This window comes from Sphingomonas sp. BT-65 (assembly GCF_026107375.2).
Lineage (GTDB): Bacteria > Pseudomonadota > Alphaproteobacteria > Sphingomonadales > Sphingomonadaceae > Sphingomonas.
The window spans coordinates 2,750,595-2,766,914 of record NZ_JAPCIA010000001.1 but is presented as its reverse complement, the minus strand read 5'-3'; the positions used below and the strand labels follow the sequence as shown (position 1 = coordinate 2,766,914).

At 68.2% G+C, this 16,320-nt stretch carries 15 protein-coding genes and 1 tRNA gene; 6 read left to right on the top strand and 10 right to left on the bottom strand.

Annotated elements, in window-relative coordinates; genetic code table 11:
* Positions 1–126: 126 nt before the first annotated feature.
* Complete coding sequence (gene rtcR / locus OK349_RS13425; protein ID WP_265118295.1) at positions 127–1,725, bottom strand: RNA repair transcriptional activator RtcR; 1,599 nt, start codon at positions 1,723–1,725, stop codon at positions 127–129.
* Positions 1,726–1,998: 273 nt separating this feature from the next.
* Here rtcR and OK349_RS13420 point away from each other — a divergent pair, with 273 nt between their 5' ends.
* The 4 genes from OK349_RS13420 (at position 1,999) to rtcA (ending at position 7,097) form a co-directional block, all read left to right on the top strand.
* On the top strand, positions 1,999–3,549 hold the full coding sequence (locus OK349_RS13420; protein WP_265118294.1) for a vWA domain-containing protein: 1,551 nt from the start codon (positions 1,999–2,001) through the stop codon (positions 3,547–3,549).
* Positions 3,550–4,019: 470 nt separating this feature from the next.
* A complete protein-coding gene (locus OK349_RS13415; protein WP_265118293.1) occupies positions 4,020–5,252 on the top strand; it encodes an RtcB family protein in 1,233 nt (410 codons plus the stop codon).
* 37 nt (positions 5,253–5,289) lie between these two features.
* The gene (locus OK349_RS13410; protein WP_265118292.1) at positions 5,290–6,087 is read left to right on the top strand and encodes a nucleotidyltransferase domain-containing protein; all 798 of its coding nucleotides are present in this window, start codon (positions 5,290–5,292) and stop codon (positions 6,085–6,087) included.
* Positions 6,084–7,097, top strand: a complete 1,014-nt coding sequence (rtcA, locus tag OK349_RS13405) for an RNA 3'-terminal phosphate cyclase (RefSeq protein ID WP_265118291.1) — start codon at positions 6,084–6,086, stop codon at positions 7,095–7,097. The genes OK349_RS13410 and rtcA overlap by 4 nt, the downstream gene beginning before the upstream one ends.
* Before the next feature lie 93 nt (positions 7,098–7,190).
* On the opposite strand, the gene OK349_RS13400 is transcribed toward rtcA, so the two are convergent.
* Both OK349_RS13400 and OK349_RS13395 read right to left on the bottom strand, forming a co-directional pair.
* Entirely contained in the window at positions 7,191–7,889 is a 699-nt protein-coding gene (locus OK349_RS13400) for an anti-sigma factor family protein (protein WP_265118290.1), read from the bottom strand.
* Complete coding sequence (locus tag OK349_RS13395) at positions 7,886–8,368, bottom strand: RNA polymerase sigma factor (protein WP_265118617.1); 483 nt, start codon at positions 8,366–8,368, stop codon at positions 7,886–7,888. Before OK349_RS13395 ends, OK349_RS13400 begins: the two co-directional genes overlap by 4 nt.
* Positions 8,369–8,462: 94 nt before the next feature.
* Between OK349_RS13395 and OK349_RS13390 the strand changes: the two genes are divergently transcribed.
* Positions 8,463–9,707, top strand: a complete 1,245-nt coding sequence (locus OK349_RS13390; protein WP_265118289.1) for a S8 family serine peptidase — start codon at positions 8,463–8,465, stop codon at positions 9,705–9,707.
* 86 nt (positions 9,708–9,793) lie between these two features.
* Positions 9,794–10,714, top strand: coding sequence for a hypothetical protein (locus OK349_RS13385; RefSeq protein WP_265118288.1), 921 nt, complete (start codon positions 9,794–9,796; stop codon positions 10,712–10,714).
* A gap of 335 nt (positions 10,715–11,049) precedes the next feature.
* On the opposite strand, the gene OK349_RS13380 is transcribed toward OK349_RS13385, so the two are convergent.
* The 7 genes from OK349_RS13380 to lptC all read right to left on the bottom strand — a co-directional run bounded on the left by OK349_RS13380 (position 11,050) and on the right by lptC (position 16,245).
* A tRNA-Arg gene (locus OK349_RS13380) sits at positions 11,050–11,126 on the bottom strand.
* Positions 11,127–11,169: 43 nt separating this feature from the next.
* Complete coding sequence (gene nth / locus OK349_RS13375) at positions 11,170–11,832, bottom strand: endonuclease III (protein WP_265118287.1); 663 nt, start codon at positions 11,830–11,832, stop codon at positions 11,170–11,172.
* A complete protein-coding gene (gene dapB, locus OK349_RS13370; protein WP_265118286.1) occupies positions 11,829–12,557 on the bottom strand; it encodes a 4-hydroxy-tetrahydrodipicolinate reductase in 729 nt (242 codons plus the stop codon). The genes nth and dapB overlap by 4 nt, the downstream gene beginning before the upstream one ends.
* A 49-nt stretch (positions 12,558–12,606) precedes the next feature.
* Positions 12,607–14,109, bottom strand: a complete 1,503-nt coding sequence (gene rpoN / locus OK349_RS13365; RefSeq protein WP_265118285.1) for an RNA polymerase factor sigma-54 — start codon at positions 14,107–14,109, stop codon at positions 12,607–12,609.
* Positions 14,110–14,113: 4 nt separating this feature from the next.
* On the bottom strand, positions 14,114–14,893 hold the full coding sequence (gene lptB / locus OK349_RS13360; protein ID WP_265118284.1) for an LPS export ABC transporter ATP-binding protein: 780 nt from the start codon (positions 14,891–14,893) through the stop codon (positions 14,114–14,116).
* A gap of 162 nt (positions 14,894–15,055) precedes the next feature.
* Positions 15,056–15,601: an LptA/OstA family protein gene (locus tag OK349_RS13355; RefSeq protein ID WP_265118283.1), complete on the bottom strand. Its 546-nt coding sequence runs from the start codon at positions 15,599–15,601 to the stop codon at positions 15,056–15,058.
* Positions 15,602–15,603: 2 nt separating this feature from the next.
* Positions 15,604–16,245 carry an LPS export ABC transporter periplasmic protein LptC gene (gene lptC, locus OK349_RS13350; protein WP_265118282.1) on the bottom strand — a complete coding sequence of 214 codons (642 nt, stop codon included), beginning with the start codon at positions 16,243–16,245 and terminating at the stop codon, positions 15,604–15,606.
* Positions 16,246–16,320: the final 75 nt, after the last annotated feature.

Genomic DNA, 16,320 nt, shown 5'->3' with positions numbered 1-16,320 from the left:
GGCGATGGCTGTACGGTTCTCCAAGTTGACTGAAGACGTGCTGACAATGGGCGGGTTCGTGCAAACTCCGACGATCAACCTCAGAAGCAGATATTGCCTCCAAAGCGGACATTTACCGGGGCGGACTCAACGGGATTGCACAGTGGACCAATCCAGTCTGAACCGCGCGAGATATTTACGCAGTCGATCGGCATCATTCGCCGTGCTGCGTCGCGCGCGCGAGGCCGCGAACAGCGCGCGCCCGGCTTCGGATAGCGAGCGGCTTCGCCGACAGACACGAACCGTCTCGGCGAGCTGCACGCGATCGAAGGGATCGAGCTCGCCGAGCGCTTCCGGCGTGAGGACCTCGGCCAGCACGTCCGCGCCGGCATCACGCTGACCGGACCAGAGGCGCTTCAGGCGCAAGATCTCGGCATCGGTACACTCCACGTCGATGCGCCCCTTGGAGCTGAGGGTCGCCATCCGCGTGATGCTCGCCGCGAGATCGCGGAAATTGCCCGGCCAGTGCGCGTCCGGACCCGTCGCGAAGGCCAGATAGCGCTGCCGCGCCTCCTTGTTGAAGCTGGCGCGGTCGCCCTCACGCTCGGCGAAGCGGTCCAGTTCGTAATCGAGATTGGGCTCGATGTCCTCGCGGCGCTCGGCGAGGCTGGGCAACTGGAAGGTCCACAGGTTGAGCCGCGCATAGAGGTCGTCGCGAAACGTGCCGGCCGCCACGGCCTCGCCAAGGTCACGATTGGTGCCGGCGATGAGCTGGAACTCGGAGCCGGATTCCTTGTCGGCGCCGACCGGAAGGAAGCGTTTGTCCTCGATTGCGCGCAAGATCATCGCCTGCTCGTCGAGCCCGAGCTCGCCGATCTCGTCGAGGAACAACATGCCTTTGTCGGCGGCGCGGAGCAGCCCGGGTCGGTCGGCGACCGCGCCGGTGAACGCGCCCTTGCGATGCCCGAACAGCGCAGACATCGCGCCATCCCCCTTGAGTGTCGCGCAATTCACTTCGACGAAGGTCCCGGCAATCTGATGCTTGAGGTGCTTGAGTTCGTAGATGCGCCGCGCGAGCCGGCTCTTGCCCGCGCCCGTAGGCCCCATGAGCAAGACGGGAGCCCTTGAGCGCAACGCCACGCGCTCGATCTCGTCGATCATATGGTTGAAGGCGGCGTTGCGCGTCTCGATTCCCGATTTGAGGAAGGACGTGCTCTCGGCACTCGCCGCGGCGAACCGCGTGGCGATGCTGTCGTAGCGCGACAGGTCGAGGTCGATCGTGGTCCAGCGGCCGGGCGCGGCGCCGCTCTCGAGCTTCGCGGCGGGCTGGGTCTGCAGCAGACGGCCGGGCAGATAGCGCGCCTCGGTGAGCAGGAAGAGGCAGATCTGCGCGACGTGGGTGCCAGTGGTGATGTGGATCAGATAATCCTCGGCCTCCGGATCGAAGGCATAGCCGCGCGTGAAGTCGAGCAGCTTGCCGTAGACTTCCTCGAAGTCCCACGGATCGGCGAACTCGATCAGCTGCGGCTCGACCCGCGTCTCAGGCGAGACCGCGGCGATATCCTCCGCGACATACTCCGCGAGGCGGCTATGCTTGTTGCTGTGCAGCAGCACGAAGCGGTCGACGCGCAGATCCTGATGCATCGTCAGCGCCACCGACGGGCGCCATTTGCTCCAGCGCGAGGGGCCGAACTTGCTCGCGTCCAACGTCGAACCGAGGAAGCCGATGACGACGAGCGGTTTCATGCGAGGCTTATACGATTGGATAAATCCGTATCGCAATCGATAGTTCTTTCCGCCGTCCGGATCGCGGGCTGATCCGCGGCCAGCGCCGGAAGTTCCGTGTGAAACCACACATTATCAGATAGTTGAACGAACATCTCCGGAGATCGGAGAAGAACTGGCACGCCCCCTGCAATATCCATCGTGTCGGCACTATCCGCCGGCAGCGCAGAGGCAGGGGCGGCCGGAATGGGCCGGCCGCCCCGGAACCTGCGAAGGAATCGAGAAGGACGCGTCATGGCCAACAAGGGCCTCTTCGCCACTGCGATCGCGAAGCTCCTGCCGGCGGCGGACGCCGTCAACCGGGAGGGCGCGCCCGCCTATGCCTATGGTCCGGAGGCGCTGCTCGCGCAGCTCGCCGCGACCGGCACGCTCGGCGACGCCTATTACGCGACCGCCGAGGCGCAGCTCAAGCAGACGCTCGACGCGCTCGCCGTGGTCGATCCCTTCTATGCGGCGCAGGTCGCGGTCTATGCCCGCAAGTCGGGCGCGATGAAGGACATGCCGGCGCTGATCGCCGCGTGGCTGACGGTCGCTGATCCCGATTTGTCGGTCCGCGTCTTCGACCGCGTGATCGACAATGGGCGGATGCTGCGCAACTTCGTGCAGATCCTGCGCTCGGGTCAGATCGGGCGCACCTCGCTCGGCTCGCGTCCGAAGCGGCTGGTCCAGCGCTGGCTGGAGCAGGCGTCGATGCGCGATCTGATGGCCGCCGCGACGGGCAATGCGCCCTCGCTCGCCGACATCGTGCGGATGGTGCACCCCAAGCCCGCGGATGCGCAGCGGCGCGCTTTCTATGGTTGGCTGATCGGCAAGCCGCATGATGTCGCCACGCTGCCGGTCGAGATCGCCGCGTTCGAGACCTGGAAGCGCAATCCCCGTGGGATCGCGCTGCCGCCGGTGCCGTTCGAATGGCTGACCGCCTTTCCCCTGCGCGATATGCAGTGGGGCGAATTGGCCGGGCGGATGGGCTGGCAGGCGCTGCGGATCAACCTCAACACGCTGGCGCGCAACGGCGCGTTCGGGGTGAAGGGGGTGACCGAGGCGGTCGCCGCTCGGCTCGCGGATCCGGAGGCGCTCGCGAAGGCGCGGGTTCTCCCCTACCAGCTGCTGGTGGCGCTGAACTCGGTCGGCGAGGGCGTGCCGCTCAAGGTCCAGGCCGCGCTCGAGGATGCGCTGGAGGCGTCGCTTCGCAACGTTCCGGCGATCCGCGGCAAGGTCGTGGTCTGCCCCGACGTGTCGGGGTCGATGAGCTCGCCGGTCACCGGGGTCCGCAAGGGCGCCACGACCAAGGTGCGCTGCATCGACATCGCGGCTTTGGTCGCCTCGGCGATGCTGCGGATCAATGCGCAGGCGCGCGTACTGCCGTTCGAGCAGCGTGTCGTGCGCCTCAACCTCGATCCGCGTGCCCGCCTCGCCGTCAACGCGGCGAAGCTGGTGGCGGTCGGGGGTGGCGGAACGAACGTGTCGGCACCGCTGGCGCAGCTCGTTTCGGAGAACGCGGCGGTCGACCTGGTCGTGATCGTGTCGGACAATGAGTCGTGGGTGGACGCAAACCGCCGCGGCGCGACCGAGACGATGCGCCAGTGGGACAGGATCAAGCGGCGCAACCCGGGCGCGAAGCTCGTGTGCATCGACATCCAGCCCTATGGGACCACCCAGGCCACCGGTCGGGCTGACACTCTCAATGTCGGGGGCTTCTCCGACGCGGTGTTCGACACCGTCGCACGCTTCGCCCGTGGCGAGACGCGCGACTGGGTGAGCATCGTCAAGCAAGTGGAGGTTTGAAACAGGCCGTGGCGAATGCTGGTGGGACTACATCGTCACCAGGGAGGCCCGAACGAGTAAAGCGCCCCGGACCGCTGCAAGGCACCGGGGAGATGCGGGTTCGAGTCCCGCCGACGACACGTAGCTTAAGGCCGATGTCTCATCGATCCTCGTCGCCACGGCCCAATTTTCAGCACGGCGAATGCCGATCGGACTACATGGAATTGTAATCCCGAGGTCGCGGGTTCGAATCCCGCCGGGTCCACCATTGGGGGCCCGTAGCTCAGTGGCAGAGCGCGTAACCGTCCGGTCAATTTCGTCGCCGTGACCACCAACAAGCTGGCGAATGCCGGCGGGACTACAGGGTCAGAGCACCCGCCGGAAGGCGGGAGGTCGGCGGTTCAAGTCCGTCCCGGCGCAAGCCGAGTAGCTCAGGAAAACGTCTCGCCACAACTCGTCGCCGGCACCATGATAGCAAGCAGGAGGTCGCCATGACCCAAACGACGACGTTCGAATACCAGCATGTCGAGGGCGGCGTGCCGATCAAGAGCTGGACCCGCGGCGTGCCCGTGGACGACAAGGCGCGCGACCAGCTCGCACGCGCGGCGAAGATGCCGTTCATCTTCAAGCATGTCGCGGCAATGCCCGACGTGCATGTCGGCATCGGCGCGACCGTGGGCTCGGTGATCCCGACCAAGGGCGCGGTGATCCCGGCGGCGGTCGGCGTCGACATCGGCTGCGGCATGATGGCGGCGCGCACCTCGCTGATGGCGCACGACTTGCCCGACAATCTCGAGGGCATCCGCAGCGCGATCGAGCGCGCGGTTCCGCACGGCCGTTCGACCGGGCGCGGCACGCGCGGCGACAAGGGCGCGTGGGGCATGCCCCCGGCGCCGATCGTCGAGGCGTGGGCAACGCTCGCGGCGCGCTTCAAGCGCATCACCGACAAATATCCGAAGCTCGAGAAGACCAACAATTTGGTCCATCTCGGCACGCTCGGTACCGGCAACCACTTCATCGAGCTCTGCCTCGACGAGGAAGCGCGGGTGTGGGTGATGCTCCATTCGGGCTCGCGCGGCGTGGGTAATGCGATCGGCAGCTTCTTCATCGAGCTGGCGAAGCAGGACATGCGCAAATGGCACATCAACCTGCCCGACGCGGACCTCGCTTACTTCCCGGAAGGGACCGACCATTTCGACGACTATGTCGAGGCGGTGGGCTGGGCGCAGGACTTCGCCGCGCTGAACCGGCGCATGATGATGGCCAACGTCGTCACCGCGCTCCGGGGCCAGATCGCCAAGCCGTTCGAGGCGGAGGCCGAGGCGGTGAACTGCCACCACAACTATGTCCAGCGCGAGAACCATTTCGGTGAGAATGTGCTGGTCACGCGGAAGGGTGCGGTTCGCGCGGCAAAGGGGGTGATGGGCATCATTCCCGGGTCGATGGGCGCCAAGTCGTTCATCGTCCGTGGCCTCGGCAATGCAGAGAGCTTCGACAGCTGCTCGCACGGCGCGGGGCGCGTCATGTCGCGCACCGAGGCGAAGAAGCTGGTGACGCTCGACGAGCATATCCGCGACACCGCGGGGGTCGAGTGCCGCAAGGACGAAGGGGTGATCGACGAGACGCCCCGGGCCTACAAGCCGATCGAAGCCGTGATGGCCGCCCAGGCCGATCTGGTGGAGATCGTCCACACGCTCAAGCAGGTGGTGTGCGTCAAGGGCTGATGCCCCGGCGCACGCCACCCCTTTTTCGAGACTTATCATGACTGCCGTTACGCAAGACCCAATCGCGCCCCAGGTCCGGCGCGAGATCGAGACCCGGCTGGCCGCGATCGAGGCGGCGGATGGCGTGCGCGTGCTGCTCACGGTCGAGTCCGGCTCGCGCGCCTGGGGCTTTCCCTCGCCCGACAGCGACTATGACATCCGCTTCCTCTATGTCCGGCCGCGCGACTGGTATCTGTCGCTCCAGCCGGGCCGCGACGTGATCGAGCAGCCGATCGAGGACGAGATCGACCTCAACGGCTGGGACGTGCGCAAGGCGCTGGGCCTGCTGCTCAAGTCGAACGCGATCATCAGCGAGTGGATCGAATCCCCGATCCGCTATCGCCCCGACGACCCGTTCGTGGCGAAGCTCGCAGCGCTGGCGGATGCGATGCTCGATGCCCGTGCGCTCGCGCATCACTATGCGCGGCTGGGCCGGACCGCGGCGGACCGCTGGCTCGACGGCGACGGCGAGGTGCCGGTGAAGAAATATTTCTACGCGCTGCGCCCTGCGCTCGCGATCCGCGTGCTGCGCCTGCATCCGCACCAACGCCCGCCGATGAACCTGCAGGCGCTGGTCGCGCTGGCGGATCTGCCGGCGGGCGCCGCGGCTGCGATCTCCGCATTGGTCGAGGCCAAGGCGCGAACCAACGAGCGCAGCAACGGCACGCGCGTGCCGCTGCTCGACGCGCTGATCGGCGACGAGTTGGGCCGCGCGGCCGAACTGGCGATCCGTGCGCCCTCGGCGAAATGGGCGGAACGCGCCGACGAACTCTTTATTCAACTGGTGAACCAATGATCATCATCGATGGATCGGAAGGCGAAGGCGGCGGGCAGGTGGTGCGCAATGCGTGCGCGCTGTCGCTGATCACCGGCCAGCCCTTCCGCATCATCAACGCGCGCGGCAAGCGCGAGAAGCCGGGGTTGATGCGCCAGCATGTCACCGCGGTCGAGGCAGCGTGCGCGCTCGGCAACGCGACGTGCGAGGGGCTGGCGGTGGGGGCTTCGGAAATCGCCTTCACGCCCGGCAAGGTCGTGCCCGGCGAATATCGCTTCGCCGTGGGTACGGCGGGCAGCACCGGCCTCGTGCTCCAGACGCTGCTCATGCCGCTGGTGCTTGCCGACTTGCCCTCGCGCCTTGTGCTGGAGGGCGGCACACACAACATGCTCGCCCCGCCGTTCGAGTTCATCGCGAAGACCTTCCTGCCGATCCTCAACCGCATGGGGCCGAAGGTCGAGGCGCGGCTGGTACGGCACGGCTTCTATCCACGTGGCGGCGGACGGATCGAGGTGGATATCACTCCGGCGCCGTTGATCCCGATCGAGTGCGTCGAGCGCGGCACGCTGCGCGAATGCTCAGTGACGGCGTTCGTCGCCGGGCTGCCCTTCGACATCGCCGACCGCGAGATCTTAGCGGCGCGCAAGGCGCTCGACTGGCCCGAGGAGAGCTTCGTCGTGCGTCAGCTCCCCGAGGATCAGGGGCCGGGCAACATCGTGCTGATCGAAGCGGTGTTCGATGACGTCACCGAGATCGTCAGCGGTTTCGGCCAGCTCGGCGTGCCTGCCGAAGCGGTAGCGCGCAAGGCGGCAGGACGGATGGCCGGCTATCTTGAATCCGCCGCCTTTGCCGGGCCGTATCTGCAGGACCAGCTGCTGCTTCCCTTCGCTCTCGCGGGGGGCGGGGCGTTCACCACCGTCAAGCCGAGCCAGCACAGCCTGACTGCACGCGACGTGATTGAGCGGTTCATCGGCCGGCGTGCGGTGTTTATGGATCAGCCGGATGGGGCGCACCGCGTGGAGTGGCGCTAAGGCGATGAGACAGGGCGATCCATTCAGTTCGAGTTGACCACTGACGTCCGAGCAAGCCTTCTCGCATGGTTGGAACGGCGCGTACAGGCGCTGCTAGCGCCAGCCGGCGTCACGCGCAGCGCGCTCGGCAGCGGCGTCGAGCGGCTCGCTCGCCATCATCGCCTGCGCATCGGCCATCATCGCCGCGGCAGGAGATCCGGCCTGGCGATAGGCACCGCCCTGCTGCGACACGCCGCCATAGAGCCGCTCGATCCGCCAGTCCCCGCCCTGCGCACAAGCGATGCCGCCGGTCGTGCCAGCCTCGAACGTGCGGCACCAGCGTTGCGCGCGGTCGCGGAAGGTGATGCCCACGCGGACCGGCGCGTCGCCAGCCTGCACCGAAGCGAGCTGCGCGCCGAGTGCCTTTGCGACATCGCCGCTCGCGATCGCCGTGCCGCTGCTCAGCGCGACGCCGCCAGGATCACGCGGCAAGAGCAGCGGCCCGGTGAATAGGCCCGCGACGAGGCTCGCGGCGACCGCGCCCATCCAGAATGAGCGCTCGCGGCGCGCGGGCCGGGGAACGAGAAAGACCACCCTGGCGGAGTCGCGCAGCATCGCTTCGACCGCGGAGGGAACCGGGGCGGCGGCGAGCGGATCGAATGCCGCGCGCAGCGAAGCGGCGAGCTTGCGGTGCTGATCGACCTGTGCGGCGAGCGCGGGATCGGCGGCGATTGCCTTTTCGACGCCCTTCGCGGCGAGCGGATCGAGCTCGCCATCGGCATAGGCCATGAGCGTTTCAGGATCGATCGTCATGCCGCTTCTCCCAGCCGCATCATCAGCGCCTCCCGCCCGCGCACGAGGCGCGAGGTGAGCGTGCCTATCGGAATGTCGAGGATTTCGGCCGCCTCCTTATAGGCGAACCCCTCGATCACCACGAGCGCCACCGCTTCGCGCTGTTCGGGCGGGAGGGTGTGCATCGCTTGCGCGACCTTCCCAAGCTCGACCGCCATTTCCTGGCTACCAGCCGTGCCGACCGCCTCGCCGGCCTCAGGCGGGAGGAAGGTCTCGCCCCGGCGCGTTTCGGCGCGGACGGTGTCGATCCAGAGATTGCGCATCAGTCGGTACATCCAGCTATCCAGTCGCGTTCCCGGCTCCCATCGGTCGCGTTTCATGAGGGCGCGCTCGACCGATGCCTGCAGCAGGTCGTCCGCGTCCGCTGCGCTGCGGGCGAGCGCATGCGCGAAGCGACGCAAACGCGGCAGGTGACCCAGCAATTCGTCCTCGAAGCGCAATCCGTGGAGCCTCTCGCTTGCCGGGATGAAACGGACGCCGCTGCACGTTTCATCCAGCATGACGCAGAAAAATCGCAAGTCTAGGATGGCGGGCATGTGGATCGCGCGGATCATTGCCGGAGGCGTGTTGCTGCTCGCGCTGCCGGGAAGCGCGCAGCTGCTGCCGCAGCTGCCGTCCGTACCGCAGGTGGGCGGGGTGGTGGACCGCGTGACAGGGGGGCTCGACCGCACATTGGACGATGCCCGGTCGCTGGCGATGCAGCGGGTCGAGCGGATGCGCGAGCTGGTCCGCCGTCATCCGGACCGTATTGCGATCGACCCCGAGGGTAATGCGGTCCGCGCGCGCGAGCTGGTGATGCTCGACGCCGACCGCGGGGTGATCGACGCGGCGGCGGCACGGGGATTCCGGCTGATCGAGCAGGTTGATCTCGACGGGCTGGGCGTCGGCTATGCGCGGTTCGAGACGCCGCGCGGCGTGGGACTCGAGCGCGCGTTGCGTGCGCTGCGCAAGGTTGCGGGCGGGCGCGAGGTGAGTGCGGACCCGCTCTATTTCGCGAGCGGGAGTGGCAGCGCGCCGGCCGCGCCGGTGCCGGTTGCGGCGCAGGCGGGCGTGGCGGGACGGATCGGGATCATCGATGGCGGCGTGCGCGCGGGAACGCCGGGGCTGGCCGCGCAACAGGGGTTCGCAGCGGGTGCCCCGCGACCGAACGATCATGCGGCAGCGATCGCGTCGCTGCTGACCGGCGGCAGCGAGGTGCGGGCGAGCGCGCCGGGCGCGCAGCTTCATGTCGCGGATATCTATGGCTCCGATCCGGCGGGTGCCAGCGCGGCGGCGTTGGGACAGGCGCTGGCGTGGATGGTGCGCCAGAAGGTGCCGGTGGTGGTGGTGAGCCTGACCGGCCCGCCCAACCCGCTGCTCGCGCGCGTGATCGCCGCAGCGCGGCGGCTGGACACGGTGGTGGTTGCCGCGGTGGGCAATGACGGTCCCGCTGCCCCGCCGGCCTACCCCGCATCCTACGCGCAGGCGATTGCGGTGACTGGCACAGACGCGCGAGCGCGCCCACTAATTGAGGCTGGGCGTGCACTCAAAATCGACTACGCCGCGCCGGGCGCGGACTTGCTGGCGGCGGATGCCGGGGGGCGAGCTACGCGGGTGCGGGGTACATCCTATGCCGCGCCCTTCGTCGCGGCGCGGCTTTCGGCGCATCTGGGGAGCGGCGGGATCGATGCGGCGATCCGCGGGCTCGACGGCGAAGCGCGCGACATGGGCAAGCGCGGCACCGACAAACAGTTCGGCCGCGGGCTGATCTGCGGCGAGTGCGCGACAAGGCCGCGCTGACAATTTCCGCGGATTAAACCCGCAACCGCATCCGTTCCCCATCTGAAGCGCGCCGCCAGCCCGGCGCGCGGACGATGGAGGAAGCGATGAAAACCCTGTTCCTTTCGGCCGCCGCGGTTGCGGCCCTCACGATTTCGGTACCAGCATCGGCCCAGCTGCTTGGCGGCAATGGCGGCGGTCTGACCGGCGGCATCACCGGCGGCCTTGGCGGCCGCATCGGCGGCACGATCGATCGCCCGATCAGCCGTCCGTTGGAGCGCGTTCCGCTCGACCGGCTCGACGCACCGGTCGAGCAGACCACCCGCGCCGCCAAGAAGGCGCGCGGATCGGCCGATATCGAACGCAGCATCGACCGCCGCAGCGGCAAGGCGAGCGCCAGCGGCCGTGCCGACGGCGGCATCGGCGGTACGCTGGACAACCAGACCAGTGCGCTCGGCCGCCGCGCCGGCCTGTCGGGCAGCGGCGACGCGTCGGGCAGCGCATCGGGTGGAGCGTCGGCTGACCTGATCGGCACCGATGACATCCGCGGCGCCACCAGTCGCATGCGCGAGCGTGCGGGCAGCGCCATCGGCACCGCGCGCGGCACCGCCGCCGGGACGGTCGAGCGCGGCCGCGGCGTTGTGGACCGCGCGCGGGGCGCGGCGGGCAATGCCACCAGCGGCCTTGGCGGCTCGGTCACTGGCAGCGGTTCGGGTGGCGGCTCCGCGAGCGGTTCGGCCGATGGCGGCAGCGCCTTTGGCTCGGCGGAAGGGTCGGGCATGGCATCCGCCACCGGCAACCCGGCCGCGGCGCTGAAACCAGGTGCCCGGGTCGAGGATGCGCGGGGGCGCCTGATCGGCAAGCTCCAGCAGGTCAACCGAAATGCCCGTGGGCGCATCGAATCGCTCGACGTGCTGGTCGGCCGCAAGGTGGCGACACTGCCCGTCGGCAATTTCAGCGCCAGCGGCGACGTGCTCGTCTCAGTGATGAGCAAGGGCGACGTGAAGGACGCCGCCGAACCGGAGTGACCTGCAATCAGTTAGCGCCCGGCTGCGTGCCGGGCGCACAAGCGTTTTCAGGCCCAATCGGATGCTTGTCATTCGCCCACCGCAAGAAACGTGGCTAACAATATTTTAGTGTGATCCACGGCTAATCGGGGCCCGCTTTCCCGCTTGCTGGGCCGTTGAGGTCTATCCGCCCGAGTCGGCCGTGGTGAACGTTGCCAACATGCGACACATCTGGCTGCTCAAGGAGGCTCCGGCATTTGCTTGGGGAGCGAGCGTAAGCGATGTTCCACCCGCCGGCACCGGAAGTTCACCGGAGCAAAAGGCCATTGAGAAGTGACAAGAGTGGCGGAAGTCTTTGGCGCACCCGACAGGATTCGAACCTGTGGCCTCTGCCTTCGGAGGGCAGCGCTCTATCCAGCTGAGCTACGGGTGCGTGGGAAGCAGCGCCTAGCAAAGCGCGGCGGCCCGCGCCAGCGCTAAACCGCGGCGGGCTTCCAGCCCTTGGGCGGCGGGGTCTTGGGCTTGTAGGCGCACAGATCGGCGACGATGCAGCGCCAGCATTCAGGGGTGCGCGCCTTGCAGACATAGCGGCCGTGCAGGATCAGCCAGTGATGCGCATGGAGGCGGAACGGCTGGGGCACCTTCTTCTCGAGCTGCTTCTCGACCGCCAGCGGCGTCTTGCCCGGCGCGAGGCCGGTGCGGTTGCCGATGCGGAAGATGTGCGTGTCGACCGCGAAGGTCTCCTGCCCGAATGCCACGTTCATGACGACGTTGGCGGTCTTGCGGCCCACGCCAGGCAGCTTCTCCAGCGCGTCGCGATCGGCGGGAACCTGGCTGCCATGCTCGGCGATCAGCGCCTCGCTGAGCGCGATGACGTTCTTGGCCTTCGCATTGAACAGGCCGATCGTCTTGATGTGCTGCTTGAGGCCATCCTCGCCCAGCGCGACCATCTTCTCGGGCGTGTCCACTTCCCGAAACAGCCGCCGCGTGGCCTTGTTGACCCCCGCATCGGTCGCCTGCGCCGAGAGCACCACGGCGACGAGCAGCGTATAGTCGTTGACCGATTCGAGCTCGGTCTCCGGGTGCGGATTGGCTTCGGCCAGCCGCTCGAAGAAGCGGAAGATGTCAGCCCTCTTCAAAGGCCGAGCACCGCGTCCATCGTGTAGCGGCCGGCGGGCTTGCCCGCGAGCCACAGCGCCGCCTTGACCGCGCCGCGCGCGAAGATGGCGCGATCCTCGGCGCGGTGAGTCAGCTCGATCCGCTCGCCGGCGCCGGCGAGGATCACCATATGATCGCCGATGACGGTGCCCCCGCGCAGCGAGGTGAAACCGATCGTCCCTTCCGCGCGTGCGCCGGTGAGGCCCGCGCGGTCGGCGACGCGCACGTCGCCCAGCGCAACCTCGCGCCCTGCCGCCGCGGCCTCACCGAGCATCAGCGCGGTGCCCGAGGGGGCATCGACCTTCTGGCGGTGGTGCATCTCGGCGATCTCGATGTCCCAGTCGGGCCCGAGCCGCGCCGCAGCCTCACGCACCAGCCGGGCGAGCAGCACGACCCCGAGCGAAGTGTTGCCGGTCTGCAGCACCGCAATGTCGCGCGCGGCCTCGTCGATCGCCGTATGGTGCTGCGCGGCGAGGCCGGTGGTGCCAATCACGATCGGCGTGCCTGCGGCGCGTGCTGCGGCGAGATGCGCCTCGAGCGCGGCGGGAGTCGAGAAATCGACCAGCGCATCCGCCGCCGCGGCGAGCGCGGCGGGATCGTCGCCCGCATCGGCGCCGCCCGCGAACTTCACGCCCTGCTCCGCCAGGATGTCGCGGATCGCCACGCCCATGCGACCGAGGCTGCCGTAGATGCCGATGCTGGTCATGCCAGTTGCTTTGGCACGGATGACGCGGCGGGCAAACAGCGCTTTTCTGTCAAGCGCCCTCGAGCGCCTTTTGCCGCCGCCGCTGGACCGAGCTGCCGATGCCCATCGCCTCGCGATATTTGGCGACGGTGCGCCGGGCGATATCGAACCCCTTCGAGTTGAGCATCTCGACCAGCGTGTCGTCCGAGAGGATCTTCCGCGGGTCCTCGGCCTGGATCAGCGCGCGGATCGCGCTCTTGACCGCTTCGGCCGAGACCGCGTCGCCGCCATCGGCCGACTGGATCGCCGAGGTGAAGAAGTACTTCAGCTCGAACAGCCCGCGCGCGCAGGAGAGATATTTGTTGGAGGTGACGCGGCTGACCGTCGATTCGTGCATCTCGATCGCGTCGGCGATCTGGCGCAGCGTCAACGGCTTGAGATGCGAAACGCCGTGGCGGAAGAATGCCTCCTGCTGCTTCACGATCTCGCTCGCCACCTTGATGATCGTGCGCTGGCGCTGGTCGAGCGCCTTGACCAGCCAGTTGGCGCTGGCGAGCATGTCCGAGAGCCACGCCTTGCTCGACTTGTCCTGCGGCCCGGCCGACACCTCGGCATAATAAGCGCGGTTGACGAGCACGCGCGGCAGCGTCGCACTATTCAGTTCGACCGCCCAGCCCTGTCCGCGCGGCGCGACGAAGATGTCGGGTGTAACGGCCAGCATCGGCTCACCGCCGAAGCGGCAGCCGGGCTTGGGATCATAGCCGCGCAGCTCGCGGATCATGTCCGCCATATCCTCGTCATCGACTCCGCAGATGCGCTTCAAGCGCGCCAGCTCGCCGCGCGCGAGCAGGTCGAGATTGGCGACCAGCGCGGCCATGCAGGGATCGTAGCGGTCGGCCTCCTTCGCCTGGAGCGCTAGGCATTCGGCGAGATCGCGCGCGCCGACGCCGGTGGGGTCGAAGGTCTGGATGGTCGCCAGCACCGCCTCGACCCGCGCCAGCGACACCCCGAGCCGAGTGGCGACGTCGAGCAGCGACGCGGTGAGGTAGCCCGCCTCGTCGATCTGGTCGATCAAATGCTGGGCGATGAACAGGTCGGCGCCATCCACCGCCGCGCCGGCCTGGGCAAGCAGGTGATCGGCGAGGCTGAGATCGGGCCCCGAGAAGCTGTCGAAGTCCGGCCCGTCCTCGCTGCCCCCGCCCGCTCCCGTACCGCCGAGCCCCAACCCGCCATCAAGCCCGCCGATCGAATCCGAGGGGCTGTCGTGGTGGAAAGTCTCGGCGGTGAAATCGACGTCGAGCGAGGCTTCGCCGGTGGCCGCGCCGGCGTCGAGCAGTTCGGCCGAATCCGCCGGGCCATCGCGTTCGGCCGCCGGCTCGGGTTCGGGCGCATCACCAGGCTCGCGCTCCTCGCCGCTGCTCGAATCGAGCAACGGATTCTTCTCGAGCTCCTCGGCGATGAAGGTCTCGATCTCGAGGTTGGACAGCGCCAGCAGCTTGATCGCCTGCTGCAACTGCGGCGTCATCACCAGCGATTGGGACTGCCGCAGATCGAGGCGGGGGGCGAGGCTCATAAGATCAGAGCGAGAAGCCCTCGCCGAGATACAGGCGGCGTACGTTCGCGTCGGCGACCAGATCGGCCGGCGAGCCCGCGAACAGCACGCGCCCGTCATAGATGATCGAGGCGCGGTCGACGATGTCGAGCGTCTCGCGGACATTGTGGTCGGTGATCAGGACGCCGATGTTGCGCGTCTTGAGCTCCTTCACCAGGTCGCGGATGTCCGAGATCGAGATCGGATCGATGCCCGCGAAGGGCTCGTCGAGCAGCATGATCGAGGGATCGGCGGCGAGCGCGCGGGCGATCTCGGCACGGCGCCGCTCGCCGCCCGACAGCGCCATCGCCGGCGCATCGCGCAGCCGGGTCAGGCCGAACTCCTCGAGCAGCCGCTCGAGCCGCGCCTCGCGCGCCGCGCGGTCGGGCTCGGCGAGCTCGAGCACGGCCGAAATGTTCCTGGCGACCGTCAGCCCGCGGAAGATCGAGGTTTCCTGGGGCAAGTAGCCGAGGCCGAGGATCGCGCGGCGGTACATCGGCAACGGCGTGATGTCCTGCCCGTCGAGCATGATGCGACCGGCATCGGGCTTCACCAGCCCCATCACCGAATAGAAGCAGGTCGTCTTGCCCGCGCCGTTGGGGCCGAGCAGCCCGACCACCTCGCCCTTGCCGACCGACAGCGAGACGTCGGACAGCACGACGCGCTTGTCATAGGATTTGGCGATCGAGACCACGGCGAGGCCCGAGGCGGGCGGGCTGCCCGTCCCAGCGGCGGTTACCGGTTCCAGCGTTTCGACGTCTGCCATGATGCCCTTTCTGGTCGCAGGCGATGCTTAGCGATTCCTTGCCGTGCAGTCACTTGGCAAGTTTCATGCATGGGCAAAGCCCATGCGGGCGCAAGTTTCATGCATGGCAAGCCGCGGAGCGAAGCTAGGATCGAACATGGCGGAGCGAAACCCCGCCTGCGATCAATCGCGCTTGGGGACGGTGAAACGCCCGGTGACGCGGCCGCCCGAGCGGATCACGCTCCCGTCGGGCGCCTTGGTCGCGCCGGCACCCGAACCGTCGATCGACGCGCGGCCGGTATCGAGGTTGATCGTCAGCCGCCCGCCGCTCACCCGGTTGCTGCCCTGGGTCAGCGTGACGTTGCCGAGCATCGTGATCACGCGCCGGTTGATGTCGTAGACGCCATATTGCGCCCGCGCGGTCTGGTCGGGCCGCGTGACGGTGACCCCGCCCGAGGCGTCGAAGCGCGACACCGAGGGCGAGCCGTCGGTGACCTGGCCGGTATAGGTGACGGTGACGCGCGAGGCGGTGAGCGTCATGTTGGCCTGGGTGATCCGGACCCCGCCCGACAGGATGGCGCGGTTCGCGCGGTCCTGCAGGTCGATGCTCTGCGCGGCGAAATCGATCGGCGCGTTCGAGTCGTGGCGCGCCTGGCCCAGCGCCGAGGTGGCGAGCACCCCGGTCGTGGCAGTGGCGGCGAGCGCGGCGATGAGGAGCAGGCGGGCCATGATCACCTATTTGCGCGCTTGGGATCGATCCGCAAGCGGGCATTGCCCTCGATCCGCACGGTTCTTTTGTCGAGATCGGCGGTCATCTTGTTGCCGCTGAAGGTGCCGAGCGGCGTGCGGCCGTCGATCTGCCCGGTGCCGGTCAGGCGGCGGGTCTTAAGGTCGATCGTCGAATCGCGCGTGTCGAGCTGATAGCCGTCGGCGCTGCGGAAGGTGATCGGGCCGTCGACCGCGACCTGCTCGCTGTCCATGTCGTAGCGGCCGCGCTCGGCGCGGACCTCGGCCGGGCCGTCGGACAGGCGGATGCCGGCAGCAAGATCGTTCAATTGCACCACCGGCTCGGCCGAGCTCTTCTGTACCGCCGAGCCTGCGCGCAGCACGAAGGGCTGGCCCTTGGCGTCGGCGCCGCGATAGCGCGCGGACTGGATGCGCAGCCGCTCGGTCGCGACATCGACCTTGTTCTTGTCGAGCACGAACGACACGTCGCCGCCCATGAACAAGGGCGCCATCACCAGGAACGCGCCGAGCACGCCGATCCCGGCGGGCAGGATCAGCAGCACGGTGCGGACGATATGGTCGTGACTGCTGCCCGGGCGCGCCCAGCGCTTGCGGCGCGAGCGTTCCTGGACGGCGATCTCAGACATGCGCGTTCTCGCCGGGAGAGCGGCACCAGCCCGCTCCCCCATCCGGCCACCCACAGGATACTGGCGTTGGGTGGC